Origin of the sequence: Citromicrobium bathyomarinum, from assembly GCF_038594485.1 — a bacterium.
GTDB classification, from domain to species: Bacteria; Pseudomonadota; Alphaproteobacteria; order Sphingomonadales; family Sphingomonadaceae; genus Alteriqipengyuania; species Alteriqipengyuania bathyomarina_A.
The window spans coordinates 78,949-105,628 of the sequence record NZ_JBCFZG010000008.1 but is presented as its reverse complement, the minus strand read 5'-3'; the positions used below and the strand labels follow the sequence as shown (position 1 = coordinate 105,628).

The 26,680-nt window shown below is 65.6% G+C and carries 28 protein-coding genes; 12 read left to right on the top strand and 16 right to left on the bottom strand.

The window, feature by feature from the left end; translation table 11 throughout:
* Positions 1 to 6 precede the first annotated feature (6 nt).
* From AAG591_RS13270 to AAG591_RS13255, 4 genes are all read right to left on the bottom strand, one after another.
* Entirely contained in the window at positions 7 to 3,429 is a 3,423-nt protein-coding gene (locus AAG591_RS13270; RefSeq protein WP_342531862.1) for a chromosome segregation SMC family protein, read from the bottom strand.
* Between the two features lie 20 nt (positions 3,430 to 3,449).
* A complete protein-coding gene (locus tag AAG591_RS13265) occupies positions 3,450 to 4,199 on the bottom strand; it encodes a thioredoxin domain-containing protein (RefSeq protein ID WP_342531861.1) in 750 nt (249 codons plus the stop codon).
* Positions 4,200 to 4,306: 107 nt separating this feature from the next.
* Positions 4,307 to 4,990: a thioredoxin domain-containing protein gene (locus AAG591_RS13260; RefSeq protein ID WP_342531859.1), complete on the bottom strand. Its 684-nt coding sequence runs from the start codon at positions 4,988 to 4,990 to the stop codon at positions 4,307 to 4,309.
* Positions 4,987 to 5,568 (bottom strand): DUF721 domain-containing protein, encoded by a 582-nt coding sequence (locus AAG591_RS13255; RefSeq protein ID WP_342531858.1) that lies wholly within the window; start codon positions 5,566 to 5,568, stop codon positions 4,987 to 4,989. The genes AAG591_RS13260 and AAG591_RS13255 overlap by 4 nt, the downstream gene beginning before the upstream one ends.
* A 29-nt stretch (positions 5,569 to 5,597) precedes the next feature.
* On the opposite strand from AAG591_RS13255, the gene AAG591_RS13250 reads away from it, so the two are divergent.
* Positions 5,598 to 6,650 (top strand): A/G-specific adenine glycosylase, encoded by a 1,053-nt coding sequence (locus tag AAG591_RS13250; protein ID WP_342531857.1) that lies wholly within the window; start codon positions 5,598 to 5,600, stop codon positions 6,648 to 6,650.
* Between the two features lie 21 nt (positions 6,651 to 6,671).
* Here the strand turns inward: AAG591_RS13250 and AAG591_RS13245 are convergent, their stop codons facing one another.
* Positions 6,672 to 6,893, bottom strand: coding sequence for a hypothetical protein (locus AAG591_RS13245; protein WP_342531856.1), 222 nt, complete (start codon positions 6,891 to 6,893; stop codon positions 6,672 to 6,674).
* 159 nt (positions 6,894 to 7,052) lie between these two features.
* On the opposite strand from AAG591_RS13245, the gene AAG591_RS13240 reads away from it, so the two are divergent.
* The 5 genes from AAG591_RS13240 to AAG591_RS13220 are packed head-to-tail and all read left to right on the top strand — an operon-like array spanning position 7,053 to position 11,264.
* Entirely contained in the window at positions 7,053 to 8,366 is a 1,314-nt protein-coding gene (locus AAG591_RS13240) for a serine hydrolase domain-containing protein (protein ID WP_342531854.1), read from the top strand.
* Positions 8,359 to 9,255 carry an NAD(+) diphosphatase gene (gene nudC, locus AAG591_RS13235; protein ID WP_342531853.1) on the top strand — a complete coding sequence of 299 codons (897 nt, stop codon included), beginning with the start codon at positions 8,359 to 8,361 and terminating at the stop codon, positions 9,253 to 9,255. The genes AAG591_RS13240 and nudC overlap by 8 nt, the downstream gene beginning before the upstream one ends.
* Entirely contained in the window at positions 9,252 to 9,926 is a 675-nt protein-coding gene (locus AAG591_RS13230) for a DsbA family oxidoreductase (protein WP_342531852.1), read from the top strand. The genes nudC and AAG591_RS13230 overlap by 4 nt, the downstream gene beginning before the upstream one ends.
* Positions 9,923 to 10,318, top strand: a complete 396-nt coding sequence (locus AAG591_RS13225) for a hypothetical protein (RefSeq protein WP_342531851.1) — start codon at positions 9,923 to 9,925, stop codon at positions 10,316 to 10,318. Before AAG591_RS13230 ends, AAG591_RS13225 begins: the two co-directional genes overlap by 4 nt.
* Positions 10,311 to 11,264 carry a hypothetical protein gene (locus tag AAG591_RS13220; RefSeq protein WP_342531849.1) on the top strand — a complete coding sequence of 318 codons (954 nt, stop codon included), beginning with the start codon at positions 10,311 to 10,313 and terminating at the stop codon, positions 11,262 to 11,264. The genes AAG591_RS13225 and AAG591_RS13220 overlap by 8 nt, the downstream gene beginning before the upstream one ends.
* A gap of 16 nt (positions 11,265 to 11,280) precedes the next feature.
* On the opposite strand, the gene AAG591_RS13215 is transcribed toward AAG591_RS13220, so the two are convergent.
* From AAG591_RS13215 to mgtE, 5 genes are all read right to left on the bottom strand, one after another.
* On the bottom strand, positions 11,281 to 12,261 hold the full coding sequence (locus AAG591_RS13215) for a DUF2268 domain-containing putative Zn-dependent protease (RefSeq protein ID WP_342531847.1): 981 nt from the start codon (positions 12,259 to 12,261) through the stop codon (positions 11,281 to 11,283).
* Positions 12,262 to 12,329: 68 nt separating this feature from the next.
* Positions 12,330 to 12,746, bottom strand: coding sequence for a hypothetical protein (locus AAG591_RS13210; RefSeq protein ID WP_342531846.1), 417 nt, complete (start codon positions 12,744 to 12,746; stop codon positions 12,330 to 12,332).
* A 77-nt stretch (positions 12,747 to 12,823) separates the two neighbouring features.
* Positions 12,824 to 13,069, bottom strand: coding sequence for a hypothetical protein (locus AAG591_RS13205; RefSeq protein WP_342531845.1), 246 nt, complete (start codon positions 13,067 to 13,069; stop codon positions 12,824 to 12,826).
* 66 nt (positions 13,070 to 13,135) lie between these two features.
* A complete protein-coding gene (locus AAG591_RS13200) occupies positions 13,136 to 13,525 on the bottom strand; it encodes a DUF1489 family protein (protein ID WP_342531844.1) in 390 nt (129 codons plus the stop codon).
* A gap of 89 nt (positions 13,526 to 13,614) precedes the next feature.
* Positions 13,615 to 15,072: a magnesium transporter gene (mgtE, locus tag AAG591_RS13195; protein ID WP_342531843.1), complete on the bottom strand. Its 1,458-nt coding sequence runs from the start codon at positions 15,070 to 15,072 to the stop codon at positions 13,615 to 13,617.
* Positions 15,073 to 15,206: 134 nt separating this feature from the next.
* Here mgtE and AAG591_RS13190 point away from each other — a divergent pair, with 134 nt between their 5' ends.
* A complete protein-coding gene (locus AAG591_RS13190; RefSeq protein WP_342531842.1) occupies positions 15,207 to 15,668 on the top strand; it encodes a peptidylprolyl isomerase in 462 nt (153 codons plus the stop codon).
* 130 nt (positions 15,669 to 15,798) lie between these two features.
* The gene (locus AAG591_RS13185) at positions 15,799 to 16,413 is read left to right on the top strand and encodes an SDR family oxidoreductase (protein ID WP_342531841.1); all 615 of its coding nucleotides are present in this window, start codon (positions 15,799 to 15,801) and stop codon (positions 16,411 to 16,413) included.
* A gap of 4 nt (positions 16,414 to 16,417) precedes the next feature.
* On the opposite strand, the gene AAG591_RS13180 is transcribed toward AAG591_RS13185, so the two are convergent.
* The 3 genes from AAG591_RS13180 to ybeY all read right to left on the bottom strand — a co-directional run bounded on the left by AAG591_RS13180 (position 16,418) and on the right by ybeY (position 18,829).
* Complete coding sequence (locus AAG591_RS13180; RefSeq protein ID WP_342531839.1) at positions 16,418 to 17,302, bottom strand: LysR substrate-binding domain-containing protein; 885 nt, start codon at positions 17,300 to 17,302, stop codon at positions 16,418 to 16,420.
* A gap of 89 nt (positions 17,303 to 17,391) precedes the next feature.
* Positions 17,392 to 18,321, bottom strand: a complete 930-nt coding sequence (locus tag AAG591_RS13175) for a hemolysin family protein (protein WP_342531838.1) — start codon at positions 18,319 to 18,321, stop codon at positions 17,392 to 17,394.
* A 25-nt stretch (positions 18,322 to 18,346) separates the two neighbouring features.
* On the bottom strand, positions 18,347 to 18,829 hold the full coding sequence (gene ybeY / locus AAG591_RS13170; RefSeq protein WP_342532289.1) for an rRNA maturation RNase YbeY: 483 nt from the start codon (positions 18,827 to 18,829) through the stop codon (positions 18,347 to 18,349).
* Between the two features lie 311 nt (positions 18,830 to 19,140).
* On the opposite strand from ybeY, the gene AAG591_RS13165 reads away from it, so the two are divergent.
* Positions 19,141 to 20,619: a sensor histidine kinase gene (locus AAG591_RS13165; protein WP_342531836.1), complete on the top strand. Its 1,479-nt coding sequence runs from the start codon at positions 19,141 to 19,143 to the stop codon at positions 20,617 to 20,619.
* 73 nt (positions 20,620 to 20,692) lie between these two features.
* Here AAG591_RS13165 and AAG591_RS13160 read toward each other — a convergent pair whose 3' ends face one another.
* Together AAG591_RS13160 and AAG591_RS13155 are read right to left on the bottom strand one after the other, a co-directional pair.
* A complete protein-coding gene (locus AAG591_RS13160) occupies positions 20,693 to 20,986 on the bottom strand; it encodes a hypothetical protein (protein WP_342531835.1) in 294 nt (97 codons plus the stop codon).
* 33 nt (positions 20,987 to 21,019) lie between these two features.
* Positions 21,020 to 22,186 (bottom strand): acyl-CoA dehydrogenase family protein, encoded by a 1,167-nt coding sequence (locus AAG591_RS13155; protein WP_342531833.1) that lies wholly within the window; start codon positions 22,184 to 22,186, stop codon positions 21,020 to 21,022.
* Positions 22,187 to 22,498: 312 nt separating this feature from the next.
* On the opposite strand from AAG591_RS13155, the gene AAG591_RS13150 reads away from it, so the two are divergent.
* From AAG591_RS13150 to AAG591_RS13140, 3 genes are all read left to right on the top strand, one after another.
* A complete protein-coding gene (locus tag AAG591_RS13150; RefSeq protein ID WP_342531832.1) occupies positions 22,499 to 23,398 on the top strand; it encodes an OmpA family protein in 900 nt (299 codons plus the stop codon).
* A gap of 209 nt (positions 23,399 to 23,607) precedes the next feature.
* Positions 23,608 to 24,723, top strand: a complete 1,116-nt coding sequence (locus AAG591_RS13145) for an acyltransferase family protein (RefSeq protein ID WP_342531831.1) — start codon at positions 23,608 to 23,610, stop codon at positions 24,721 to 24,723.
* A gap of 252 nt (positions 24,724 to 24,975) precedes the next feature.
* Entirely contained in the window at positions 24,976 to 26,319 is a 1,344-nt protein-coding gene (locus AAG591_RS13140) for a DUF1593 domain-containing protein (RefSeq protein ID WP_342531830.1), read from the top strand.
* Positions 26,320 to 26,370: 51 nt separating this feature from the next.
* Here AAG591_RS13140 and AAG591_RS13135 read toward each other — a convergent pair whose 3' ends face one another.
* Positions 26,371 to 26,661 (bottom strand): GIY-YIG nuclease family protein, encoded by a 291-nt coding sequence (locus AAG591_RS13135; protein ID WP_342531828.1) that lies wholly within the window; start codon positions 26,659 to 26,661, stop codon positions 26,371 to 26,373.
* Between the last annotated feature and the right edge of the window lie 19 nt (positions 26,662 to 26,680).

The following is a 26,680-nucleotide window of genomic DNA, read 5'->3' as shown; positions in this document are numbered from 1 at the left end:
CAGACGCTACTCCGCCGCCAGCAGCTCTGCGGCCTGTAAGTCCACACTGACCAGGCGGCTGACGCCCTTCTCGATCATCGTTACCCCGAACAGGCGGTGCATCCGGCTCATCGTGACGGCATTGTGGGTGACGATCAGGTAGCGGGTGGTGGTCTCGCGCGTCATCGTTTCGAGGAGGTCGCAGAAGCGATCGATATTGGCATCGTCGAGCGGCGCATCGACCTCGTCGAGCACGCAGATCGGCGCCGGATTGGTCAGGAACAGTGCGAAGGTGAGCGCGATCGCGGTCAGCGCCTGTTCGCCGCCCGAGAGCAGGGTGAGCGATTGCAACCGCTTGCCCGGGGGCTGGGCGTAGATTTCCAGACCGGCCTCCAGCGGATCGTCGCTGTCGATCAGCGCGAGGTGCGCGTTTCCACCTTCGAACAGGCGCGCGAACAGTTTCTGGAAATGCGCGTCGACCTGCTCGAATGCGGCGCGAAGCCGTTCGCGCCCTTCGCGGTTCAACTGCCCGATCGATCCGCGCAGGCGATGCACTGCCTCGGTCAGTTCCTCGCGCTCGGCGGAGGTCGAGCCGTGCTCTTCCTCGATCTTTGCAAGCTCGTCTGCCGCGACGAGATTGACCGGACCGATCCGCTCGCGCGACTGGGTCAGCCTGTCGAGCGCTTCGGCTTCCGCGTCGCGGTCGGCCACGCCCGTTTCGTCGAATTCGAACGCGGCCGGCAGGAGCGGCGGCGGCTTGTGGAATTTCTCTCCCGAAACGCGCGCCATCTCGGCGCGCCGGGCATCTTCGTTTTCGGCCTGGTTGACGAGCTGCGCGCGCCTTTCGCGTGCTTCGGCGAGGGTTTCGTTCGCGGCACGCTGTGCGGTATCGGCGGCGTCCGCGGCGGCCTGCGCAGCGTCGAGCCTTTCTTCCAGAGCGGCCAGGCGAGAGGCCGTTTCCCGGTGGCTGGTCCGCGCGGTTTCGATATCCGCCAGCAAGCGTTCGGGCTGGTCGCCGATCGCCTCGCGCGCGCTGGCGATCTCGGCAAAGCGACCGTCCATGTCGGCAAGGCGGCGCGCAGCTTCGTCCGCCCGGCGATCCCAGTGGGACCGGTCCGCCTTGTGCGCGGAGACGCGTTCCTTCGCGACGGCCAGCGCCTGTTCCTGCGCGGCGCGTGCTGCGGTCGCGGCGGTCAACTGCGCGCGCGCGGTCTCGTGCCCCGTGCGTGCGGTATCGCGGCGGCTGGCGAGCGCTTCGGGATCGGTCAGGTTGGCGAGCGTGGCCTGCGCCGCCTCGACATCGCGCTCTGCCGCCGCCCGCTGATCAGCCAGTTCGGATTGCGCCTGTTCGATCTGGCGGGCGCGGTCGGCATGGCTCGCAAGAGCTGCCTCGGCCCGGTCGAGCGCACGCAGCGCCTCTCGTTCGCCCTGCGCGGCAGCTTCGGTCTCGCTCTCGGCGCGAGAGAAGGCCCCCTGTGCGGTGTCGAGGCCGGAGCGCGCGTCGCCAACCCCGGCTTCGGCAGCGGCGACCGCCTGCTGCAATGCGGGCAGACGCTCGGCCAGCGCGGCAAGGCGGTTGGCGGCTTCGAGCCGCGCGGCTTCCGCGCCGCCTTCGCCGCGCACCACCAGCCCGTCCCACCGGCGCAGCGCGCCGCCGAGCGTGACCAGCCATGTACCGGGATCGAGCGGGCGACCATCGTCGCTGTCTGCGACCACGACACGGGCAAGCCGCGCTCTGAGTTCCTCAGGGCAGTCTCTCAGATGGTCGAGGAGATTGCCTGCGACGGGTTCGGGTTGCGGGGCCCCTGTCCAGAAGCGGCCATCCTCCGCCTCGGGCATCATGCCCAGCGGGCTGCGTCCGTCGCGCCCGAGCACTGCGGCGAGCGCGGCTTCATAGCCCGGAGCGGAGCGGACCCTGTCCAGCGCGACCGGTTTGCCCGCCTTGGCGGCGCGCGCCTTGTCGCGGCCCTGGCGATCGCGTTCGAGCGCTGCGTGCTCGCGTTCCACACCTGCGAGTTCGGCGCGCGCTTCGGCAAGCGCGGCCTGCGCCGCTTCCATGTCGACCCGGGCGGCATCGCGCGTCTCGCGAGCCGAGGCGATCGTCCCGGTGAGCGATTCGCGGCGTTCGGCAGCGTCCTTCGCCTCCCTCTGCGCGACTGCGAGCGCTGCGGCGGGATCTTCGGCACCCGCCTGCTGGCGCGCATTGGCCTCCAGACGTTCCGCCTCCCTGGCAAGACCTGCCAGCCTCCGCTCCGCCTGCTCGAGCGCGGCGCGAGCGACCCGCCATTCCGCATCGAGCGCGGCGTAATCCGCGTTCGCGCGCGCCAGGTCGAGCTCCGCCGCACGCTCCGCCTGCTCGGCACGCTCGGCCTCGGCGATCATCTTGGGCAGAGCTTCCTCCGCTTGCGCGCGCGCCGACTCGCTCGCCGCCAGATCGGCTTCGAGCCGCTTGAGCGCATCGGCGGCGTCGCGTCCGGTTCGCCCGTAATCCTCGCGATCCTGCTCCAGCCGCTCGGCCTGCCGGTCGAGATCGGCGAGGCGGGCAAGCGCGGCCTCGCGCTCTTTCTCCAGGCTGGCGAGCCGCTGTTCCTGCGCGCCCGCATCTGTTCGCGCAGCGACCAGCGCATCGCGCGCATCGGCGAGCTTTTCCGCCGCTTCGCGCTGGGCGCTCTCGGTCTCCCCTGCACGTTCTTTTGCCGTTTCGACCGCGCACTCCGCCTGCGCAGCAGCCTTGCGAGCAGCATCGGCGCTCGCCGCGGCATCGCGCCAGCGGGCGAAGACCAGCCGCGCTTCGGCCACGCCGATCTCGTCGGTCAGTTTCGCGTAGCGCTCGGCCTGCTTGGCCTGCCGGCGGAGGCTGACGATCTGGGTGTCGAGCCCGGCGAGCAGGTCTTCGAGCCGCGAAAGGTTGTTCTCGGTCGAACGCAGCTTGCTCTCGGCATCCTTGCGCCGCACGTGCAGCCCCGCGATGCCCGCCGCTTCCTCGAGCATCTGCCGCCGCTCGACTGGCTTGGCGGCGATCATGTGGGCGATCTTGCCCTGGCTGACGAGCGCGGGGGAGTGCGCGCCGGTGGCCGCGTCGGCGAAGGCGAGCGCGACATCCTTCGCGCGCACATCATTGCCGTTGACGCGGTAGGCGCTGCCTGCGCCGCGTTCGATCCGCCGCACGACTTCCAGCTCGTCGCCACGATCGTCGGTGCCGGTCAGCACAACTTCGGCGAACTGGCGCGGCGGGCGCTGTTCGGTCCCGGCGAAGATGACGTCTTCCATCCCGCCCGAGCGCATCGACTTGGCCGAGGTTTCCCCCATGACCCAGCGGATCGCTTCGAGCAGGTTGGATTTGCCGCATCCATTGGGGCCGACCACGCCGGTCAGCCCCGGTTCTACACGCAGTTCAGCGGGCTCTACGAAGCTCTTGAAACCAGAGAGGCGAAGGCGCCGTATCTCCATCCGCGAGCCCTGCTATGTCCTCAGCGAGCGCCCGCGCGCTGCAAGGCTGCCTCGACCGATTCCCAGCTGCCGCCATCGAGCTGGGTACCGTTGATGACGAAGGTGGGCGTACCGCGAATATCGTCCTTCGTGCCGTAGGATTCGGAATATTCGGCAATCTCGCTCAGCCGCTTCGCATCGGCGAGGCAGGTGCGCGCCTGGTCGCGGCTGATCCCGCGTGCGGCGAAGAAATCGAGCAGGCCGGCAGTCTCCGCGAAGGCGACGAAACGCTGGTCTTCCGGCAGCGCGAGGTCGGCATCGAGCTGCTGGCTGCGCTGCTGCACCGGTTGGAGCAGCGTGGGCAGGTTGGCCCAGATCTGTTCGGCCAGCGGAACGGCCTGCGAGGGCGAGCCGCAGTCGATCAGGCGGGTCAGGGCAAGGTCGATCGGCCCGTGGATCGCAAAGCTGCGGAACTCGAAGCTGACCTTGCCGGTATCGACATAGTCCTTCATCAGCGGTTCGATCGCCTGTTGCGAGAAGGCGGCGCAGCCCGGGCAGGTCAGCGATCCGTATTCGATCATCTTGATCGGCGCGTCGGGGTTGCCCACCAGATAGCCGTTGCGATCGGTCATCTCGGCGATTTCGGACCATTCCTGACCCTCGGGCGCGGCTACCGCAGCAACCGGTTCGCCGCTCAGCGCGGTTTCGGCGTCGTCTTTCGTTCCGCACGATGCGAGCCCCAGTGCAAGCGGCAGGGCGATGGCGGTCAGGGCAAGGGTCTTGGTGGTCATTCGGGCGATCATCGGACGGTCCTTTTTCGAGCCGATTGGGAAGGATAGGCGCGCTGGCCAGCGATTCGGAAGGGGCACCCGGCGGTTCTCCACCGGGCGCGAGGTGATCATTGCTCTTGTGCCGCCGGGGCCTTGCCCGACAGGGCGGCGCTCAGGCCGTCCCACGTGTGGACGTCCTCGAGCACGGTGCCGTCGATCGCGAAGGCGGGCGTGCCGGAAATCTTGCTCCAGTCGACGTCGGCGGATGCCTCCAGCCGGTCGGCGAGGTCCTGGTCGTTGAGGCACTGGTCGAGTTCTACCCGCGTGTATCCGCGCCGTTCGAATACACCATAGAGACCCAGATCGCTCGCTACCGCACGGCGGCGCGCGCTCTTGTCGCCGAAATTCCAGCGGTCCGTTTGCGACTTGGTGGCCATTTGCCGAAGCACGTTGATCTGCGGCTGGGCGGCCATCAGCGCGGCATGGTTGCCGGGGAACTTGTCCGCATCGCCGCAGCGCGCCAGCATGGTCGCGGCGAGATCTGCCGGGTTGGCGATCGCGTGGCGATATTCGTAGCGCACCTCGCCCGACTGGACATAGCCGAGCTTGAGCGCCTGTTCCCCGGTCATCGTGAAGTCGCGGCAGTGCGGGCAGGTGTAGCTGAGATATTCGGTAAGCGTGACGGGCGCGTCGGGATTGCCGACGATGTGCGATACCGGCGTGCGTTCGATAGTGGCCAGCCAGTTCTGCGTTGCCGCGACGCTCGCCATCCCGGCCATCAGCACCAGTGCGGCTGCGATCAAGCGTTTCACGTCTTCGTCCCTTCCGTCCCGTCGTCGCCCAGCGTACGCGCCAGCCCTTCGAGCACTGCGCGCAATTCCGGGTCGCCAATATCGCGCAGACTTTCGCCCATTTCCATAGGAATCGGCTTGAGTTCGGGCGGTCGTGCGCTCTTGCCTCCCTCTATTGCCCGCACCTGAACCGGGCCTTGCCGCATCTTGACCTTGGCGACGGCGCGATAGCCGAAGAAGCGGTTGGTTCGCTCGATTATCTCGGGGATCACATGCTGGATCAGCGGCGCGTGCGCAGGCGCGACGACCAGCTGCAGGATACCCTCGGCGCGTTCCCCCGGGGGGAAGCGGATTGCCTCTGGCGCGCAGACTTTGGCATGCTCGGAGCCGACGATCTCCGGCCAGCGCGTCACGACCGAGCTCTGAACGAAACCGAACCGGCGAAAGGCGGTCCGCCCGACCTGCGGCATCAGGTCGCCGACAGCCTTCGGCCCGCCGCCGCGCGGACGCTCGAACGGGCGGACATTGCTGCCCTTCTTGCCAGTCTTCTTGCCGCTGGTCTTGCTGCCTGCGGGTTTGGGGGGAGGGGTGCGTTCCATCGGAGGCGCACTGATGCCATAGCACGGGCGTGACTGCCACCCGTCCCGATCCGGAGATCCCGGCAAAACTGCTCGCCTGGTACGACAAGCATGCGCGCGCGCTGCCGTGGCGCGCGATGCCCGGAGAGCCTGCGCCCGATCCGTATCGCGTCTGGCTGTCCGAAATCATGCTCCAGCAGACCACTGTAGCGGCAGTGAAGCCCTATTTCGCGGCGTTCACTCAGCGCTGGCCCGATGTCGCGGCTTTGGCCAACGCGTCCGACGAAGACGTGATGGCCGCATGGGCGGGGCTGGGGTACTATTCGCGCGCTCGCAATCTGGTGAAGGCGGCGCGCTTCGTCGCCGAGCTGGGTGGCTTTCCCGAAACCGAGGAGGGGCTGCGCGCACTGCCCGGCGTCGGCGATTACACCGCAGCTGCGATTGCCGCGATCGCCTTCGGGCGGCGCGCGGTCGTGGTCGATGCGAATGTCGAGCGGGTCGTCGCGCGGCTGTTCGCCATCGAGGAGCCGTTGCCGGGGGCACGCAAGGCGATCCGTGCGGCGGCGGACAGGATCACGCCGGACGAGCGCAGTGGCGATTTCGCGCAAGCAATGATGGATCTGGGCAGCCGCATCTGCACGCCGCGTGCGCCGCGTTGCGACGCCTGCCCGCTCGCCGCCGATTGCGCCGCGCGGGGGCACGATCCCCAGCGGCTGCCAGTAAAGGCTCCGAAAAAGGTAAAGCCCGTGCGGCGGGGCAGGGCGTTCTGGATCGAGCGCGAGGGGTGCGTGTGGCTGGTCCAGCGCGCACCGGAGGGAATGCTTGGTGGAATGCGCGCGCTGCCCGACGATGGCTGGTCGGCGGCAGGCGACGGGTCGGGCGAGCCGCCGCTGGTTGGCGCATGGCAAGAGGCAGGCGTGGTCCGCCACACCTTCACCCACTTCGTCATCGGGCTGAGTGTGCGGCGGTACGATGGCGCGCCCGCCACGGTATCCGGAAAAGGAGAATGGTGGCCGATCGACCGGCTGGACGAAGCGGGCCTGCCGACGCTGTTCGCCAAGGCGGCGCGACTGGCCAGAGCGGCGAGCGAGCGCCTGCTCTGAACCGGTTACGCTAGGTGGCGATCAGAAAATGCCGCCGCCAATCATCAGGCGGATGACCGCCAGAATGGTGACGATGATGCAGAACGTTCGCCCGCTGGTGTGCGACGACAGGAGGCCGAGGATGATCCCGAGAATCAGGAACGGCATGGCGAAGTAGTTCGCCCAGCCGAGCAGCGGGATGGTTGCGGGGATGACGATGATGAGGCCGACGATACCGAACAGCCAGGAAAGAATGTTGAGCATGTGTCTTATATGGATAAGGCACCCCTTTGTGACAAGATGGTAAATGCGCCGGTCACCCACGATCTTTCGCTGGCGAGGGAGTCTCCCGGTCAAATGTCCAATTGACGGCACGCGACGCAGGTTTAAGTTTCGCGCGGAAACCGAAACGGGAGAGCACAGATGGCGTATACGGACTTCAGCGAGGGCGGGCTCTCTCGCCGCAGTATCCTCAAGGGCGGCGCGTTGCTCGCAGGCGGCAGCATGCTGGCAGGGATGCCCTTCGGCCAGGCGCTGCTTGCGCATGATGTCAGTGAAAACTGGCCGAGCGTCGCCGCCGCGATCGAAAAATACGTCTCAGAGAAAAAGATCGCCAACGCGATCGCCTCGTTCGGCTGGAACCTTGATGAAAAGTCGCACTCGGTCGGCGGCGGCACGCTCGCCTTCGGGAGCACGGCCAAGGCCGATCTCAATTCGCTCTACCGCATCTATTCGATGACCAAGCCCGTCACCGGCATGGTCGCGATGCAGCTGATTTGCGAAGGCAAGCTGGGGCTCGACCAGCCGCTGTCCGACATCCTGCCCGCCTTCGCGCAGATGAAGGTGCAAAAGGAATACGACGGCGCGATTACCGAGGATAACCTCGAACCGGCGAAGAACCCGATCACCATTCGCCAGTTGCTGACCCACACTTCCGGGCTCGGATACCAGATCATCCAGAAGGGCCCGATCATGGATGAGTACTACCGGTTGGGTCTCCTTCCCGGGCAGGTCAGTCGCATGCCCATACCCGGCATCCCGACCATGAAGCCGGTCGGCAGCCTCGAGGCCTTTGCCGATACGCTCGCCACCGTGCCGCTGGTCTACCAGCCGGGCACCAAGTGGTCCTATTCAGTTGGGCTCGACCTGATGGGGCGGGTGATCGAAGTCGTCGAAGGCAAGCCGTTCGATCAGGTGATGTACGACATGATCCTGGGCCCGGCAGGGATGGACAGTTCCTACTTCACCGTGCCGGAAAGCGAAATTGGGCGGCTGACCACCAATTACGGCGTCGTCAACGGGCAGAACTTCCCGATCGACCCGGCGGCGACCTCGATCTATCTCGACAAGCCGGCTTTCCCCTTCGGCGGGGCAGGGCTGGTTTGCTCCCCGCACGATTACGACCGCTTCCTGCATGTGCTGCTGGGCATGGGCAAGATCGGCAAGACCCGGGTGCTGAGCGAGCTGGCGGTCAGGGTCGGCACCTCGAACATTCTGCCCGCGACGGCCGATCTCACCGGAACGTGGGTCGAAGGGCAGGGCTTTGGTGCAGGCGGCCGCGTGGTCGACAAGGCGTTTGGCTGGGGCGGGGCTGCGGCCACTGCGGCGTTCGTCGATTTCAAGACGGGCCTGCGCGCCGGGTTCTTCACCCAGTACATGCCGAGCGACGCCTACGCCATTCAGGGCGAGTTCCCCGATCTGGTTGCCAAGGATCTGGCCGCAAAACATAATGGCTGATGCCGTAGCGGCCCCGATTGCGTTTTCCGGCAATCCGCTCGACCGGGCGGACAATCTGCGCGCCGATCCCGACGCGCTGGCGGGAATGATGAACTGGAAGGCGCGGCTGTTGCTGCTCGACGGGCTGATGCCGTCGATGGATGACGGCGGGCGGCTGGCATGGGGCACGCTTGCCGATGCGCCCGAGGATGCGGAACTGGTGTTTCTCGGCCTCGACCGGGCGGATGGGGGAGAGAAGGCGTGCTTCGCCGCGGTCCCGCCGCAGGGCGATGCCCGCCCGCGCATGGCGAACCCGCAGCTGTGGTCGCTGATGACCAGCCTCGCGCCCGACCAGCTGGCGCTCTACGGCGGAGCGCGCAGTCTGGTGGACTGGCACGCGCGACACCGCTTCTGCGCGCAGTGCGGCGGATCGACGAAGGTCGCCAAGGGCGGCTGGCAGCGTACCTGTACCAAATGCGGCACAGAACACTTCCCGCGCACCGACCCGGTCACCATCATGCTGGTCGAATATGACGGCAAGCTGCTGCTCGGCCGCGGGCTCGGCTGGCCCGAGGGGCGCTATTCCGCGCTCGCCGGGTTCGTCGAACCGGGCGAAACGATCGAGGAAGGCGTCGCGCGCGAAGTGCTGGAGGAAACCGGCGTGGTGGTGCGCGATGTGTCTTACATCCTCAGCCAACCGTGGCCGTTCCCGAGCCAGCTGATGCTCGGCTGCATGGCCTATGCGGATGACGACGCGATCACGCTCGACGAGACCGAGCTGGCCGAAGCGGGCTGGTTCACCCGCGACGAGGTGCAGGCCGCACTCGAAGGACGCGATGACGCGCCGATCGTCGCGCCCCCGCCGCATACGATCGCGCATCAACTCTTCCGCTGGTGGATTGCCCAATGACCCAGACCCTTTCGATCGACATCTGGTCCGATGTCATGTGCCCATGGTGCCTCGTCGGCTGGGGCGGCCTGCAGCAGGCGCTGGAGCAGCTCGACGGAGAGATCGACGCGCAGATCCGCTGGCACCCGTTCGAACTGAACCCCGACATGCCCGCCGAGGGTGAGGAGCGCACTGCGCATATCGCGCGCAAATGTGGTCGCACGCTGGAGCAATCGCGCGGGGTGCAGGACCAGATGCGTGAGGCGGCGCAGCGTGCGGGCGTCTCGCTCGACTACGAGGGTGACGATCCCGCTCCCGATGCGATGATGTGGAACACGCTCGCCGCGCACAAGCTGCTGACCTGGGCGCTCGAAGAGCATGGGCCGGAAAAGCAGACCGCGCTCAAGCTCGCGCTGTTCCACGCCCACTTCAACCAGCACCGCCGGATCGGCGAGCCCGCGGTGTTGCTCGATATTGCCGAGGAGGTCGGGCTCGACCGCGCAGGCGCGCAGGCCGCGCTCGAAAGCGAGGACTACACCGCGCAGGTCCGCGCAGGCGAGCGCGCAGCGTATGAGATGAACATCACCGGCGTCCCCGCGATGATCGTCGCGGGCAAGTTCATGATCCCCGGCGCGCAGCCCGCCGAGGCTTACGCCGACATGCTGCGCCGCGTGGCGGAGAAGGTGGGGTGAGGAGACTCTGCCTGCTGGCAATTGCCTTTCTTGGTGTCAGCGGCGCTGATGCACGGAGCATAGCTACCGGCCCGTTCTATCTTGCCTATGAGAACGGGGCGCTTGTGCCGTCATCGGACCACGCATTCGAAGTGGTCGATGACGTCATAGGCACGGTGCCTGTAAGCAGGATTCTTACCTGCGCGCTCGATGCGACCCAGCCCAACGCAAGCCAACGCCTTGAGCTGGTTCACCGTCGGCTCGCCGCAATCCTTGCCGGGCGCGCCGAACTGGACGTGAAGGCACAATGTCCTGAGGCGGTAGTGAATGCCGCGCCAGCGAGCGTGGCCAGGACGTCGGTGTTTCTCTGGATCGAACTTCCGGCGTCCGAAGAGCGAGAAGACGATGCCTAGGATTGCGCTGGCGCTGCTCTGCTGGCTCGGTATTCTTGCCGCCGCGCCTGCCTCCGCCGCCGAACCGCGCAACTTCATCTATACCGGCGATCTGGCGGAGCACCTCGACCTGCTCGACCGCCCCGATATCGAGGGCGCGCAGGTCGTCTATCCGTGGCGAATGCTCGAGCCTGAGAAGGGCGTGTACGATTTCAGCGCGATCGAGGCCGATCTGGCGCGCACCGATGCGGCGGGCAAGCAGCTGTTCGCGCAGATACAGGACCGCTTCTTCCTGCCTGACGCGCGCAATGTGCCGCAATACCTGCTCGACGATCCCGAATATGGCGGCGGGCTCGCGCGGCAATACGACAATCCGGGCGAGGGCAAGCCGGTTGGCCAGGGCTGGACCACGATGCAATGGAACCCCGCCGTCCGCGCCCGCTTTCAGGCGCTGCTCGTGGCGCTGGCCGAGCGGTTCGATGGCCGCCTCTACGGCGTGAACCTGCCCGAAAGCGCGTTCGATCCGCTATCCGAAGACGGGGACGAGAACGGCTTCACCTGCGACGCCTATTTCGACGCGACGCTCGACAATATGCGCGCCGCGCGCGCGGCTTTTCACGAGACGCAGGTGGTCCAGTACATCAATTTCTGGCCGTGCGAGTGGAACAATGATCACCGCTATATGGAGCGTGCCTTCGCGCTCGCGGTGGAGCAGGGTATTGGCGTCGGCGGGCCGGACATCGTCCCGCAAAAGCGCGCGCAGATGAAGAACTCCTACCCGTTCTTCCATCGCCACAAGGACGATCTGCCGCTGATCGCGATGGCGATTCAGGAGCCGACGCTGACCTATACCAACCCCGAAACGGGCAAGAAATTCGCCCGAGACGAATTCGTCGCCTTCGCGCGCGACTATCTGGGCGTCGATGTGATCTTCTGGAGCGTCGAAGCGCCTTGGCTGGCGGAATAGGACGCTGGCGGGCCGTTCAGTAAATGAAACCCGATGCGGCCAGAACCTCTTGCGGGTTATCCTGCTTCAGCATCGCAACCAGCGCCGCGTGCTTGTCGGGCGACGCATCGTAGTACGCCTGCCAGAGCCTGAAACCCATCCAGTATCCCAGCTCGGACGGCCAGCCCTCCGGAGGGCTGCCGTAATTGCCGACCCAGCGACGGACGGCCGCATTGGCAGCATCCTCAAGCGCCGGATCGGTTGACGCGCGATCGATCAGCGCGAGATCGGCGGCGAGCCGGTCGCGCAACTCCGCTTCGCGCGGTGCCGCCCAGGCGGAGCGATCGGCGTTCGTATCTGCGCCCGTCACCAGCGTGGCGATGAAATCGGCTGCACCTTCGGCCAGCACGTTTCGCAGCAGGACATTTTCGGGCCGGTCGGTATCGAAATCGCCCTGAAGAGAATGCACGGTTTCATGGGCGAAGAACTGGCGCAGGCGCGCCGCGAATGCCTCGTCTTTGGGGGAGATGGCACAAAGCACTTCGAGCCCGAGGACCTGCGCACCCGGTGCTGCTGTGCCGCCCGAATTGCCTGCCCCCATCACGATATAGACCTGCGGCAGGCGCGCCTCGGGCAGCGCGCCGCGAAGGCCGAGATAGATCGAGCGCAGGTCAGCGTTGGCCTCTCGCACCAGCGGCAGGCATCGGTCGAGAGCCTGCCTGTAGGCCGCAGGGTCCTCGGCAATGGCGGCAGCCAGGTTTTCGCCGGACCGGATGCGGTAGGGTGTGAACACGCGTACCCCGAAACTGCCGGGATCGATGTAATCGCGCTGGAGCCGCTGTGCGTCCGGTGCTCCACCGCTCGCATCGAACAGAGCCGCGAACCGCTCGACATCCTCTAGGTGGACTGTCGCGGTCAGCGGGTCTGCGTCGGCGGGGCGCTCTTCAGCATCGTCCTGAGCGAGAGCGGGAGAAGCGCAAGCGAGCGCGAGCGCACATGAAAAAAGGTATCGGACCATACGGCCCGATACCCCGAATTGCGGCGACCGGGAATTGCAGGGGTCGCGCCGTCGATACCGTTCGTCGATCAGCCTTCGGCCTGTTGTTCCGCGCGAAGCTTCGCGACGGTCTGCTCGACCCGCGCCTGAAGCTTCTGGTCGGTCTGAAGCGCAGCGCCGATCTTGTTGAAGCGCGCCGGCGTCATCTGGGCCTGCGACAGAACGCTCATAGCCGCCTTGTCCTTTTCCGCTTTTTCCATCTCGGCATCCTGCTGGATCTGGCCGATCATGGAAGCGGCGACGACGAAGTTTTCGAGCTCGGCGTCGGACACGGGGGCCATTTGAGCGGTGGCGGGCGCTTCCGCCTGCTGGGCGATGGCGGGCTGTGCGGCGATGGCGAGCGATGCGCCGGCGATGGCGCAGTGCAGAAGTTTCATGGGGGTCTCCCGTTCGTATGAATCGATACGGGCGCGCACGTCGGGGTGGCGCAGCGCAACATCAACCATAGCGCGCTGGACCGTGAATGAGGTTGGACGAGTGGGGCGCGCCAGAGGGAAGGGGGCGCTCCACTCCTCGAAGGCGATCAGGCCTGATTGCCGTTCTTGATCGCCCGCATGGTCTTCTCGCCCTTGCGCGCATCCTGTTCGGGATTGTCCGAGCCGACTGTGGGCTCGCGGTTGTCCGGATCGGTCGCGCGATTGAGTTCGTCGCGTGCGCCGACGCGGCGGTTGACGTCGCCTTCGGCACGGCCCTGCTGCGAGGGTGTGGCTTCTCCGGTGATGCGGTCGATCAGTTCATTGTCGGGGTGACGCGATTGGCGTTCGGGCATAAAAATTCTCCTTTCCCCTTCAATGGTTAGGGGCAGGGGAGCGTTCCGATTTTCCGAAACTCGCGACTAGATCAGGCCGAGCCGTTGCAGCTTGGTCGCCAGCGCGCCGGGCAGCACGTCGCCCACTTCCTCGCCCTGCGCCAGATCGCGCGGCGGCTCGCCCTTCAGGTAGCGCCAGCCCTGATGCGCGCGTTTGGGCTGCGGGTAGACCGGGATCAGCCGCGGTTCGAGGTCGATCGACCAGCGGCCGTTGTCGGTCTCGCTGAAGCCGAGGATTTCGCTACGCGCGACAAGGTTGTGCTGGTGGATCCAGAACAGCGACCCGCCGATGCACTCTTCCCACCTCGTCGGGCGATAGCGGGTGGTGAGGTTGGGGCTGCGCCGGTTCGCGTACCAGCTTTCGAGGTCGGCAAAGCTCTGCGCGCCGAACGCGATCTTGGTCAGGTTGAGCGGCATGGGGCTGAGGTAGGGGCTGGATGCTCACGCATCAACTTGCCCGCCTATCGACTCCCCCGTCCATCGGCCTACACCCATTGGGAGAAGGCTCAGGACACCAGCCCGCTCGCCACTGCCAGCCCGAGGAATGCGAAGAAGCCCATCGAATCGGTGACCATCGTCACGAACACCGACGACGCGACCGCCGGGTCCTGCCCGGCGCGTTCGAACAGTACCGGGACCAGCACGCCCGCCAGCCCCGCAGTCACCACGTTGATCACCATCGCCAGCGCGATCACCGCGCCGAGCGGAACCGAGAATACAAGTGCCGTGCCGATGCCGACCAGCACCGCCACGGTTACCCCGTTGAGGATCGCCACGCGCGCCTCGCGCCACAGGATCCTGCCGGTGTTGGCCTTGGTCAGCTGATTGGTGGCGATCGCGCGGACGGTCACCGCCATGGTCTGCGTGCCCGCATTGCCGCCGATGCTGGCGACAATCGGCATCAGGATGGCGAGCGCCACCAGCTGTTCGATCGCGCCGCCAAACGCGGCGATGATCAGCGAGGCGACCAGCGCCGTGCCGAGGTTGGCGACCAGCCAGCGCACGCGGCTGCTAAACGCCTCGCGGATCGGTTCGTTGATGTCGCCGTCGCCCGCACCCGACAGCAGCAGGGCGTCCTCGCCCGCTTCTTCGGAGATGATGTGGACCACGTCGTCGACCGTCATCTGCCCGACCAGCCGCCCGCTCTCGTCGACCACGGCGGCAGAGATCAGCGCGTATTTCTGGAACATCAGTGCGACCTCTTCCTGATCCATCTGAACAGGGATCAGCGTCTGGTCGCGCTTCATCACGTCGGTCAGCGCGATCTTGCGCGGAGTGGTCAGAATCCAGCTGAGCGAGCAGGTACCGACCGGATGGTGCGCCTCGTCGACCACGAAGACTTCGAAGAAATCGCCCAGCACCGTGCCGTGGATGCGCAGGTAGTCGATCAGGTCGCCCACCGTCAGGTGTTCGGGCACGGCCACGAACTCGCGGCTCATCAGGCGCCCGGCGGTTTCCTCCGGATAGGACAGCGCGCTTTCGATCGCGGCGCGGCCCTCCGCCTCCATCTCGGCAAGGATCGCGCGCTGGTCGGTCGCGTCGAGATCCTCGATCAACTGGACCGCGTCGTCGGTCTCCAGCTGGTCGGCAATCAGCGCCACCGCGTCGGCGGGCAACGCCTCCATCATTTCTTCGCGGACCCAGTCGTTCAGCTCGGCGACCACTTCACCGGTCATCAGGTCGCTGATAGCGATGGTCAGGTCGGTGCGTTCGTCGGTGTCGAACAGTTCGAGCAGGTCGGCCACGTCGGCGGGGTGGAGCGGTTCGACCAGCTCGTAGACTTCGCCCTTGCGGTCTTCCTCCAGCGCAAGGCGCACCGCGCGGACATATTCGGGCTTGAGCCGGTTTTCCTCGTCGTGACGTTCGTCGTCCACGCGATCGTCGGGGCGGCCCTCGTTGGCGCCTTCCTCCACGGCCACCTCTGCCGGGTCGATCGTTTCGTCGAGGAGAGGGTCCGCGCTCATGGTCTGGCCCCTAAGCGGATGGCCCGCAAAAGCAAGTCAGGGCGGCGTCTTGCGAGGGTAACGCATACTCGGGGTGACAGGGCACCTCTGTGCGGCTAGCGCTCGCGGCAACGCATTACCCAAGGAGATTCCCGATGGCAGAAAAACTGACCTTCACCCTCGACACCGGCGATGGCGAAGCCAAAGACGTGGTGATCAAGCTGCGCCCCGACCTCGCGCCCGGTCACGTCGAACGCATTACCGAGCTGGCCAAGGACGGCTTTTACGACGGCGTCATCTTCCACCGCGTGATCCCCGGCTTCATGGCGCAGGGCGGCGATCCGACCGGCACCGGCATGGGCGGCAGCGACAAGCCTGACCTGAAGGCCGAGTTCAATTCCGAACCGCACACGCGTGGCACTTGCTCGATGGCACGCACCCAGGTTCCCGACAGCGCGAACAGCCAGTTCTTCATCTGCTTCGACGACGCCGAATTCCTCGACGGCCAGTACACCGTATGGGGCCAGGTCGAGAGCGGGATGGAGCATATCGACGCGCTGCCCAAGGGCGAGCCGCCCGCAAATCCGGGCAAGATCGTCAAGGCGACGGTCAGCTGACCGGACCACCAGGATGACGGATCAGGGGCGCTTCGGCGCCCCTTTTTCGTGGGGTCGGCGACTGCGCCTGCGGAACGTCCGGGCCATGTCTGCGTCGGTAAGGTGAACACCGATAAAGGACCTCCCCCCGATGAAAGTACTCGTTTCAGGCGCGACCGGGCACACCGGTAAGCGCATCGTTTCCGAATTGCTCGACGCGGGCCACACCCCCGTGGCGCTGGTCCGCGAGAGTTCGGACACTTCGGACCTGCCCGATGGCTGCCAGACGCGCCTCGGCGATCTGACCGACCTGCCCGAAGACGCCTGCTCCGGCATGGACGCGGTGATGTTCGCCGCCGGATCGGGCAGCGGCACCGGCGCGGACATGACCGACAAGGTCGATCGCGACGGGGCGAAGGCGCTGATCGATCGCGCGAAGGCGGCAGATGTCGATCGCTTCGTGATGCTAAGCGCGCGCGGGGTCGACGACCCGGACCCCGACAGCGATCTGTATCACTATGCGAAGGCAAAGAAGGCGGCGGACGAGCACCTGGTTGCCTCGGGCGTGCCCTACGCCATCGTGCGCCCCGGCCCGCTGACCCATGGCGATGGCGCGCGCGACGTGCGGCTGGGCAACAATGTCGAGGGGAAGGGCACCACCGCGCGCGGCGATCTGGCTGCCGTGATGGTGCGTGCGCTGACCGACGACACGCTGGCCAACCAGACCTTCGTCATGGAGAGCGTCGGCGAGACCGCAGAGGCCTGACGCTCTAGAGCCCCGCCTTGATCAGCCAGTCGTGGAACATCCGCACCGGGCGTTCTTCCAGCGCGACGGGCTTGCACACGAACCAGTAGCTGTAAGGGCTGTCGACATCGGCGTCGAACAGGTCGACCAGCCGGTCGTCCGCCGCACGGCGCCGGTGGTCGTCGTGCATGATCGCGATGCCGAGGCCCTGCGCCGCCGCCTCCAGCATCAACTGCCCCGAATCGTAGTGGTCGATCGCGTTCGGCTCCAGGTCGGACATGCCCAGCGCCGCCTTCCAGGCGGTGAAGCTTTCGGGCAGGCCGTTGTGGATCAGGAACGTCTGGCGCGAGAGCAATTCCGCGTCGGGGTGCGATCCCAGCTTGGCCGCGAGTTCGGCATTGGTGATCGCGTGGACCTTGTTCTCGTCCAGCCGTACCGCGTGCAGCCCGGACGATGGCCCGCGCGAGAGGATGATCGCTGCGTCGAGCGTGTCGCCCACGCGGTCTTCCAGATGCGGGCCGGTGTCGATGTCGATATGCAGGATCGGGTGCAGTCGCCGCAGCTCCGCAAGCCGCGGGAAGAGGCGCTGCGTACCGAACAGCGGGAGCACGCCGAGGTGCAACCGCAGGACGGAACTGTTTTCCGACTGGCCTTCGACCGCACGCGACAGCGCTTCGAAATGCGGCAGCACCGCCTCGTGGAATGCCGCGCCTTCGTCCGTCAGTTGCATCGCCTGGCGGGCGCGGGTGAACAGCTTCTTGCCGATGAATTCTTCGAGCGTCGCGATCCGGCGGCTGAGCGCCGAGGGGCTGAGGCTGAGCTGATTGGCAGCCGCGCGCGCCGATCCGAGCCGAACGGTGTACATGAACGCTTCGAGCGAGCGCAGCGGGGGAAGGCGACGTTTGGCCATGACGGCGACCTTTGCAAAAGGTGGCGACCCGCAAAAGCCCTATTTTGGCCTGTGGTCCCGCTTGGGGGCGGTGAGGCGAACCCGCCTGCCTATTCTTCGTCGTCCCACCCGTCTTCCGGAGCATGCAGACGGACGCGCTTCACGTGGGTTTCGTCGCCTTCGATCACCTCGATCGTCCAGCCCTTGGGATGCTGGACCTTCGCGCCGACCTGCGGCACCTGCTCGGCGAGGATGAAGGTGAGGCCGCCCATCGTATCGACCGATTCCTCGACCTCGGCCAGCGCGGGATCGATTCGCTTGGCGATATCGTCCAGCTCGGCGCGGGCGTCGATTTCCCACACGCCCTGGCTGAGCGATTCGATCCATTCCTCGGGCGCGTCGTCGTGTTCGTCTTCGATCTCGCCGACGATTTCCTCGACCAGATCCTCGATCGTGATGATCCCGTCGGTGCCCGAAAACTCGTCTACCACGATGGCGAGGTGCATCCGGTTGGTCCGCATGTCGGCCAGCACGTCGAGCGCGCTGCGGCTCTGCGGCACGTAGAGCGGTTCGCGCATCAGCGTGGTCCAGTCCTCGGGCGGCGGTGTGCCGTTGATGAGGAAGGGGAACACATCTTTGATGTGGATCATCCCGATCACATCGTCGAGCTGCTCGCGGTAGACCGGCAGGCGCGAATGGCCGTGTTCGGAGAACACGCCGAGCAGTTCTTCCCACGAAGAGCCTGCCTCCACCGCGATGATCTCGCCGCGCGGAATCGCGACGTCGTCGGCGTCGTGTTCGCTGAAATGCAGGAGGTTGCGCAGCATCTCGCGCTCTTCGCGCGACAGGTCGCCCGTGCCCGGTGCCTCGCCGCTGGCCGCTTCGTCGCCCTCGTGCTCGTTGATCTTGTCCTCGAGCTCGCGGCGCAAGCTGCGCTCGCCGCCCTGACCTTCGAAGAATCTGCGCATCGCGAGCCAGAGCCCGCGTCTACTGTCCGCGTCTCCCGCGGCAGTGCCCCTATCGCTGTCGGTTTCGGGCATGGCCCAGTGCTGTACTCCTATTGCTTCAGCGATCCCCATATGGGTCGGCGATGCCCAGCTGTGCAAGCGCCTTCACCTCGAGGGCCTCCATTTCCTCTGCATCCTGCGTCGAAATCTCGTGATCGAGCCCCGCCAGATGGAGCAGCCCGTGGATCACGAGGTGGGTCGCATGCTCTTCCAGAGTGGCATTCTTCTCGCCCGCCTCGCGCGCGCAGGTCTCGTGCGCGAGCGCGATGTCGCCCAGCAGCACGGGCGGTCCGTCGGCGGGAAGCGCGAGCAGTTCGTCACGCTCCAGCATCGGGAAGCTGAGCACGTTGGTCGGCTTGTCCTTCTCGCGCCATCCTTTGTTGAGTTCGTGGACTTCGGCATCGCTGGTGAACAGGATGCTCGCTTCGAGCCGGGGATTTGCCAGCGCCGGCTCGGCCGAGGCGGCGGCCTGCGCGGCCCGCTGCGCCAGCGCTTCCCACGCGCCTTGCGGCCAGCCGTCGACTTCGGTCTCAAGCTCCATGCGCGCCTCGATCGGGTGCGCGCGCGCGATCGCTGACACACCTGACACAGTGTCCTGAGGGAGAAAACGAGCGGCTTCCATGGTGGCGGCGCGACGCGGTGAAGAAGGGCGAAGGGCAGGCGATCATCGCCCCATGCCTAGCGCAGCGGCGCCCGGTTAGGAAAGCGGATTGGGCATGTCCGCGACGTACTCCGCATCAGACCCATTCGACTCCATGCAAATATGACACAACCCCCGCTACTCCCCGATTTGCAGCGGAACTTCCCCGGCGGCCAGCAGTTGACGATTACCGCAAGGTGCTAGGGGTCAGATTGGCAATCGATTTTCTCGAACTGGCGGAGGCGTCGCCCAATCCATATGTTCTGCTGGACCGCGATCTGCGGCTGGTATGGATGAACCGCGCTTATCTCGAAGTGACGATGCGCGATCGGGACGACATCGTGGGGCGCACGATGTTCGACGCGTTCCCGAGCGATCCGGACTCCGAAAGCTATCGTCAGCTCAGGGATTCGTTCGAACACGTCCTCGAAACGGGCGAGACGGACGAGATCGCGCTGATTCGTTACGACATTGCCCGGCCCGACGGCGGAATGGACACCCGGTACTGGAGCGCGACGCATACTCCGCTCAGCGGCAGCGACGGGTCGCTGAAATATATCCTCCAGCACACGGTCGACGTCACCGAGCTCCATGAGCTGCGCCAGCTGCGCAAGGAAATCGGCGTGGTTCGCCGCGCCGAAGCGGTCGAGGCGCGCAACCGCGATCTCGAGCGCGAGAGCCAGCGAATGCTCGAGTTTTTCGAGCAGGCACCCGGCTTCGTTGCGGTGCTTGGCGGGCCGGATCACGTCTTCCAGATGGCCAACGCGTCCTACCTCGATCTTGTGGGGCGCGACGATATCCTGGGCAAGCCTGTGGGCGAGGCGCTGCCGGAAGTGATCGAGCAGGGCTTCGTCGAGGTGCTCGACCGGGTCTATGCGACGGGCGAGGCCTATATCGGCAGGCGCGACCGCGTAATCCTCGAAGGCACAAACATCCCGGCATACAGCCACCGTGTGCTCAACTTCATCTTCCAGCCGATATCGGAAGATGACGGCACGATCACCGGTATCATCGTGCAAGGGTACGATGTGACGGAGGAAGTGGAGTACGAGAAGCGCCAGTCGTTGCTGATCCAGGAACTGAACCACCGGGTGAAGAACACGCTGGCGGTGGTCCAGAGCCTGGCCCAGCAGACCTTCCGCAACGTGCCTGATTCCGCGCCGGCGATGGCGATCTACAAGGCACGGCTCCACGCGCTGGCCGCCGCGCACGGGCTGCTGACCGCATCGAGCTGGAGCCCGGCGAGCGTGCGCGAGATTGTCGAACTCACGACTAGCGCCGCGTTCGGATCGCTTGACGGTCGGGTGGTGCTTGAAGGGCCGAGTTACCTGCTAAACCCCGAAGTCGCGCTGGCGCTGACGATGATCGTCCACGAGCTGACCACCAACGCGATCAAGTACGGCGCGCTGTCGAACGACGAGGGGCGCGTCCATGTCGGCTGGTCGGTCAATTCGGATGGCGAGTGCGAAAAGCTGGCTTTCGTGTGGCAGGAACGGGGCGGCCCCGAGGTTCAAGAGCCCGAGCGCGAGGGCTTCGGCACCCGGCTGATCCGCAGTGGAATTACCTCGAAACGGGGCACCACTGTGGACATGCGTTACGAGCCCGCCGGGCTGGAGTGCGAACTGACCGTCACGCTCGAATGCGGCGCGCTCCGCGACGGCGGGATCAGCTCGCCGATGGTGCCAGGCTAATCTGCAACCGGACAAATTGTGCGCTTCACTGCGCAATCACTAAGAGTTTCCTCTTGGAACAATTCCGTCAAATTCAGCCGATCAACAGGACTACCGGAACAATGATCGCGCCGAGCCCGGCAATAATGAGGGCGACCCAAGAATTTCGTTTCGCATTGTAGATCACCCATGATGCGGTGCTGGCGGCGATTGAAAGGGTCAGTATCGCCAAAAGCGGCCAATCGTCGGAGATAGATAAGCCGTCACGTGTCAGGTTTGCGTTAAAAATCCAGAAATACAGCAACAGGATCCCGCCACCCGCCGTAGCGATAGTCGCCAAGCTCAGAATTGCAGAGATGATCGGCGATCTGATCTTTTGACTATCCATGCGGAATCCTCTCTGCTCCGGGCTGCACGCGTGTCAGAACGACCGCGGCATGCCAAGCACGTGTTCGCCGACATAGCTCAGGATCAGGTTCGAACTGATCGGCGCCACCTGGTAGAGCCGGGTCTCGCGGAACTTGCGCTCGACATCGTATTCTGCCGCGAAGCCGAACCCGCCGAAGGTCTGCATGCACGCGTTCGCGGCTTTCCAGCTGCTTTCGGCGGCGAGGTGCTTGGCCATGTTCGCCTCCGCGCCGCACGGCTGGCCCTCGTCGAACAGGCGGCATGCCTCGTAACGCATCAGGTCCGCCGCGCGCACCTCCATATAGGCTTGCGCGATCGGGAACTGGACGCCCTGGTTCTGGCCGATCGGTCGGTCGAACACCACGCGCTCGCTGCCGTACTCCGCCGCCTTCTCGACGAACCAGTAGCCATCGCCGATGCACTCCGCCGCGATCAGCGCGCGTTCGGCGTTCAGCCCGTCGAGGATGTAGCGAAAACCCTTGCCTTCCTCTCCGATCAGCGAGGAGGCGGGCAGTTCGAGCCCGTCGAAGAACACCTCGTTGGTCTCGTGATTGACCATATTGCGGATCGGGCGGATTTCCATGCCCTTGCCCAGCGCGGCGTGCAGATCGACGAGGAAGATCGAAAGCCCGTCGGCCTTGCGCTTCACCTCCTCGCGCGGGGTCGTGCGGGCGAGCAGGATCATCAGGTCCGAATGCTGGATGCGGCTGATCCACACCTTCTGCCCCTCGACAACGTAGGTATCGCCCTTGCGCACCGCGCGCGTTTTCAGGTCGGTGGTGTTGGTGCCGGTGGTCGGCTCGGTCACCGCCATGCTCTGCAGCCGCAGCGCGCCGCTGGCGATTTGGGGGAGGAACTTCGCCTTCTGCTCCGCGCTGCCATGTCGCAGCAGCGTGTTCATATTGTACATCTGCCCGTGGCACGCGCCCGAATTGCCGCCCGCCCGGTTGATCTCCTCCATGATGATGCTGGCTTCGATCAGGCCCAGCCCCGCGCCACCGAACTCCTCGGGAATCAGCGCGGCCATCCAGCCTTCCTTCGTCAGCGCTTCGACGAATTCTTCCGGATATTCGCGCGCCTCGTCCTTCTCGCGAAAATAGGCATCGCCGAATCCGCGCACCAGCGCGCGCACCGCATCGCGGATTTCGGGGTAGTCGGTGCGAGCGGCGGGAATGGGCAAGTCGGTCGGTCCTGTTGCGGCTGGACCGAGGTCTTAGCCGGAAGATGCGGCGCGGGAAAAGCGTTGGTGCGCGTGCAGGGGCCCACGCAGGAGGCTCGACCCGTCCCTTCGACGCCTCGAACCATCGTAAATACGTGCTTTTGTCAGGATCGGGCCGGAACCGCTCTCGATCGGGCGGCATTGGGTTGGCTCGTCAGTCGACGTTCGTCACCACGCTGACGGGGGCTTCACACGCCGGTCTCTCATCAAGGGGCGACCGGCTCCACTCTCGCGGGCCAGTTTCGGCGCGCGGGCAAAACCGATGGAGTCGCAATGATGAAAAGCACTTTTACCTCCACCTTCACCACCACAAAAGGCGCGCTCGTCTGCGGGATCGCAGCCTTTGCCCTGCCGGCGAGCGTCTCGGCGCAGGAGCAATGGTCGCAGCCTTACGAAGAGACCACGCTGACCGTTACCGGCAATCTGCCCGCCGATATCTCCGGCCTGCCCGAAGGGCCCGAGATCGACGGGTTCATCTCCGCGCGCAGCGACAACCGCATCCAGGTGACGACGGCGGACGGATCGAAGACCGTCGTGTTCGTGGCCGATGGAACCGAGATCAAGGCGCGCGGCGGCTTCCTCGGCCTCGGCCGCACCTCGCTGGAGGACGACCAGCTCTATAACGGGGTGCCGGTAACCGTGCGCACCGTGCAGTGGGACGATGGCCTGATCGCCCAGCGGATCAGCATGAAAAGCAGCGATCTGAAAACCGCGGCGATGATCCAGCGCGGGACCGAGCAGGGCTTCGCCGAACAGACCGCCGCGACCGAGGCGCTGCGCGGGCGCGTGGCCGATATCGACAATTACAACGTGAAGGGCACCACCAACGTCTATTTCGACACCGGCAAATATGCCCTGTCGGGTCCGGCGCAGGCGCAGCTATGCGGTGCCGCCGCGCAGGCGGACCAGATGGACAACGCGCTGTTGCTCGTCGTCGGCTACACGGACTCGACCGGCAGCTACGAGATCAACCAGGAACTGAGCGAAAAGCGCGCCGAGCGGGTGGTGAATTATCTGCAGCAGCAGTGTGGCTGGAAGCCGTACCGGATGCTGACGCCCACCGGCATGGCGCAGGCCGATCCGGTGGCGGACAACAGTACCGATTACGGCAAGCAGCAGAACCGCCGCGTGGCGGTGAACATCCTCGTCAGCAAGGCTGTCGACGGGATGTAATTGTCCGGGGGGGGGCGGGTTTGAAAGGGCCCGCTCCCTAATCTTGGCTCAGGGTGCAGGTGTGCCAAGCGCCAAGCTTTGCGGTGATGTCGGGCGAGACACCCGAGGATTGACCGGAAAGCGGACAAAAGTTACCCCACCATCCCCTGGGGGGATGAGGCCGTGCCGGGCACGGACAGGCCCACGCAAAATCGGGGTCTTCAGACATCATGACCAGCTCTGCCAACACGCCCGGGGATCGGGATATCGCCGGCAAGCGAGGCTTTTATTCGCCGCAGATCGATGGCTTGCGCTTTGTGGCGGCGTTGCTGGTCTTCGTCCATCACGCACCGACGCTGCCCTGGCTCGGCACGATCAAGACCTACGGCTGGGTCGGGGTCGATCTGTTCCTGGCGATCAGCGCCTACCTGATCACGCATCTCATCATCCTGGAATTCCGGCGCACGGACACGATCGCGCTCAGATCCTTCTTCATTCGAAGGGCGTTGCGGATCTGGCCCCTGTACCTGGTCTTCGCGACCTTTGCCTGCGCGCTTTCCGTCGTGACCGGGGCAAGTGCCCCGACCGAGACGCTGGGCTGGTGGCTGAGCCACCTCAGCTTCACCAATAATGTGATGACGGCGATCAAGGGATATTCCCCGGTCCTGTTTTCCCAGCACCTCTGGACGATCACGCTGGAAGAGCAGGCGTACCTGGTCATGCCGCTGGTGCTCTTCGCGTTCCTGCGGTCGGGTGCCAGTCGAACGGCTGCGCTGTGGGCGGGCGCCGCTTTCATCCTCGTGCTGATGGTCGCGCGGCTGGGGCTGGCGATCGTCGGGGTCGAGCATCCGTTCATCTGGGTTTTGCCTCTGCGGGCCGACCCGTTCATCGTCGGCGCGCTGGCCGCTATCCTCCTCGCCAACCGCGACGCCATTGCCCGGCCGATCCTGCTGATGGCCGGTGGCGCGGCACTGCTATGTTCGGTGGCGCTGTTCCCGTCGGTCGAAACCGTGGGGTATTATCAGGTGTTCGGCTACACGATCGTCGCGCTCGCCTGCATCGCCATCGTAATTGCGGCGCAGAGCGACCGGTTTCTTGCCATCCTCGGAAATCGGCCGATGGCCTACCTCGGTAAGATTTCTTATGGCATCTACGTCTATCACCTCGCGGCGCTGTTCGCTGCGACCCGCGTGCTGGAACGGGTCGGCATCGGGGGCCCGTTCGCGATATTCCTGCTTGCACTGCTACTCACGATCGTAACAGCCGCGATATCCTATCGCGTGCTCGAAAAACCGTTCCTCAGGTTGAAAGAGCGGTTTGCGGTCGTGCAGTCGCGGCCGATCTGAGCGCCCCTCTGCAACCGGGCAGCGTGATCGGCCCGAATACCTGTGCGGGACCATTCGGCCCCTTTCGACTCCCCTGCCGCTTGACCTGACGCCCGCTCTCGACGAGCGTTGGACCTAACGGGGCAAGGGGAAGCGCACATGAGATCGGGTCTGTTAACGGCGCTTGCACTGTGTTTGTGCGCTTCGGGCGCGTCTGCGTCTGAACCCGTGCCCACGCCCCCGATCGCTCCCAATCCGAAAGCGCGTCTTTTCGTGCTGACCGATATCGAGGCGGACCCCGACGATACGCAATCGCTGATCCGCTTGCTGCTATACGCGAACGACATCGATATCGAGGGACTCGTGGCGACGACCTCGGTCCATAAGAAGGCTGTGCCCGCGCCAGCATCGATCCGGGACGTTATCGCGAACTACGCGAAGGTGCACGACAACCTCGTCCTGCATGATCCTGCCTATCCCACCGCCGCCACGCTCGCCGATGTGGTGAGCGCAGGGCAGCCCGTTTACGGGATGGCGGGCGTCGGTGAGGGCAAGGACAGCGCGGGCTCGGACGCGCTCATCGCCGCGCTCGAACGGCCCGATCCGCGCCCGCTCTGGGTCGCGGCGTGGGGTGGGCCGAACACGCTGGCGCAGGCACTCCAGACCATCCGCGCGACCCGCTCTGCCCAAGAGGCGGATCGGCTGATCGCGAAGCTTCGTGTCTATGCGATTGCGGACCAGGACGATTCCGGCCCGTGGATGCGCGAGCAGTTTCCCGGCCTGTTCTACATCGTTAGCCCGGGCGGATACGGCGCGGCGACATGGATCGGGATGAGCGCGGTGGTCGACGGCCTCGACAACACGACGATCTCCAACAGCTGGATCGCGGACAACATCCAGCAGGGCCACGGCCCCTTCGGCGCGAGCTACCCCGATGTGGCCTACGGGATGGAGGGCGATACGCCATCCTTCCTCGGCCTGATCCCCAACGGGCTGAATGCGCCCGAGCGACCGGACTGGGGCGGCTGGGGCGGGCGCTATGTCCTGCGCACGCCCGCGCGCGAGGAAACCGATCCCGACGGGTTCACGGGCGGCGTACCCGTTCCGGCGGAGACGCGCCCGATCTGGACCAATGCGTCCGACAGCGTGACGCCGTTCCGTGCGAGTGATTTCGGCGTGACGATCGTGCCGATGGAGCGGACATATAACGGTTACCGCGAGACCATCTGGCGCTGGCGGGACGATTTCCAGAACGATTTCGCCGCGCGGATGGACTGGACCGTGCGGCCCCCCGCCGAGGCCAATCATCAGCCGCAGGTGCAGATCGCGACCCCTGCCCGGCTGCGGGTGCGCAGCGGTCAGCATGTCGGTCTGAATGCGCTCGGCACTACCGATCCCGACGGCGACAGCCTGAGCTATCACTGGTTCGAATACCCCGAAGCGGGCACCTGCCCGGCGCGCGCGGTCCCCTCCGGCGCGGCAAACCTCTATGAACGCGGCTTCACCGTTCCCGAGGTCGAGAGCGAATGCGAACTGCATTTCATCCTGCGCGTAACCGACAAGGGCTCCCCACCGCTGAGCCGCTACGCAAGGGTGATCGCCACGGTGAGTCCGTGACGAAATACTACCGTCACCCCCGCGCAGGCGGGGGTCCCGCTTCCTTGGGCCTCACAGAATATTGCCGAACCGGTCGAGCCAATCAGGGTTCTGCTCTTCGATGAGGCGGATTTTCCATATGCGGCGCCACTTCTTCATCGCTTTCTCGCGAGCAATCGCGTCTTCGATCCGCTCGTGGTGCTCGGCGTAGACGAGGCGGTGGAGGCCGTAGCGCTTGACGAAGTCCGAGCCGTCACCGGTGCGGTGCTGATGGATGCGTGCTGCAAGGTCAGCCGTCACGCCGATGTAGATCGCCCCGCGATAGCGGTCGGCCATGAGGTAGACCCAGCCGCCCTTGGCCATGAACTAAGCGGGACCCCCG

Bases quoted from the DNA above. Each gene is read 5' to 3' on its own strand.
- AAG591_RS13180 (WP_342531839.1), bottom strand. From the start codon at position 17,302: ATGGCCAAACGTCGCCTTCCCCCGCTGCGCTCGCTCGAAGCGTTCATG.
- AAG591_RS13270 (WP_342531862.1), bottom strand. From the start codon at position 3,429: ATGGAGATACGGCGCCTTCGCCTCTCTGGTTTCAAGAGCTTCGTAGAG.
- AAG591_RS13175 (WP_342531838.1), bottom strand. From the start codon at position 18,321: ATGCCCGAAACCGACAGCGATAGGGGCACTGCCGCGGGAGACGCGGAC.
- nudC (WP_342531853.1), top strand. From the start codon at position 8,359: ATGGCTGATGCCGTAGCGGCCCCGATTGCGTTTTCCGGCAATCCGCTC.
- AAG591_RS13255 (WP_342531858.1), bottom strand. From the start codon at position 5,568: ATGGAACGCACCCCTCCCCCCAAACCCGCAGGCAGCAAGACCAGCGGC.
- mgtE (WP_342531843.1), bottom strand. From the start codon at position 15,072: ATGAGCGCGGACCCTCTCCTCGACGAAACGATCGACCCGGCAGAGGTG.
- AAG591_RS13220 (WP_342531849.1), top strand. From the start codon at position 10,311: ATGCCTAGGATTGCGCTGGCGCTGCTCTGCTGGCTCGGTATTCTTGCC.
- AAG591_RS13190 (WP_342531842.1), top strand. From the start codon at position 15,207: ATGGCAGAAAAACTGACCTTCACCCTCGACACCGGCGATGGCGAAGCC.
- AAG591_RS13205 (WP_342531845.1), bottom strand. From the start codon at position 13,069: ATGCCCGAACGCCAATCGCGTCACCCCGACAATGAACTGATCGACCGC.
- AAG591_RS13145 (WP_342531831.1), top strand. From the start codon at position 23,608: ATGACCAGCTCTGCCAACACGCCCGGGGATCGGGATATCGCCGGCAAG.
- AAG591_RS13150 (WP_342531832.1), top strand. From the start codon at position 22,499: ATGATGAAAAGCACTTTTACCTCCACCTTCACCACCACAAAAGGCGCG.
- AAG591_RS13215 (WP_342531847.1), bottom strand. From the start codon at position 12,261: ATGGTCCGATACCTTTTTTCATGTGCGCTCGCGCTCGCTTGCGCTTCT.
- AAG591_RS13265 (WP_342531861.1), bottom strand. From the start codon at position 4,199: ATGACCACCAAGACCCTTGCCCTGACCGCCATCGCCCTGCCGCTTGCA.
- AAG591_RS13160 (WP_342531835.1), bottom strand. From the start codon at position 20,986: ATGGATAGTCAAAAGATCAGATCGCCGATCATCTCTGCAATTCTGAGC.
- AAG591_RS13210 (WP_342531846.1), bottom strand. From the start codon at position 12,746: ATGGTTGATGTTGCGCTGCGCCACCCCGACGTGCGCGCCCGTATCGAT.
- AAG591_RS13240 (WP_342531854.1), top strand. From the start codon at position 7,053: ATGGCGTATACGGACTTCAGCGAGGGCGGGCTCTCTCGCCGCAGTATC.
- AAG591_RS13135 (WP_342531828.1), bottom strand. From the start codon at position 26,661: ATGGCCAAGGGCGGCTGGGTCTACCTCATGGCCGACCGCTATCGCGGG.
- AAG591_RS13230 (WP_342531852.1), top strand. From the start codon at position 9,252: ATGACCCAGACCCTTTCGATCGACATCTGGTCCGATGTCATGTGCCCA.
- ybeY (WP_342532289.1), bottom strand. From the start codon at position 18,829: ATGGAGCTTGAGACCGAAGTCGACGGCTGGCCGCAAGGCGCGTGGGAA.
- AAG591_RS13245 (WP_342531856.1), bottom strand. From the start codon at position 6,893: ATGCTCAACATTCTTTCCTGGCTGTTCGGTATCGTCGGCCTCATCATC.
- AAG591_RS13185 (WP_342531841.1), top strand. From the start codon at position 15,799: ATGAAAGTACTCGTTTCAGGCGCGACCGGGCACACCGGTAAGCGCATC.
- AAG591_RS13200 (WP_342531844.1), bottom strand. From the start codon at position 13,525: ATGCCGCTCAACCTGACCAAGATCGCGTTCGGCGCGCAGAGCTTTGCC.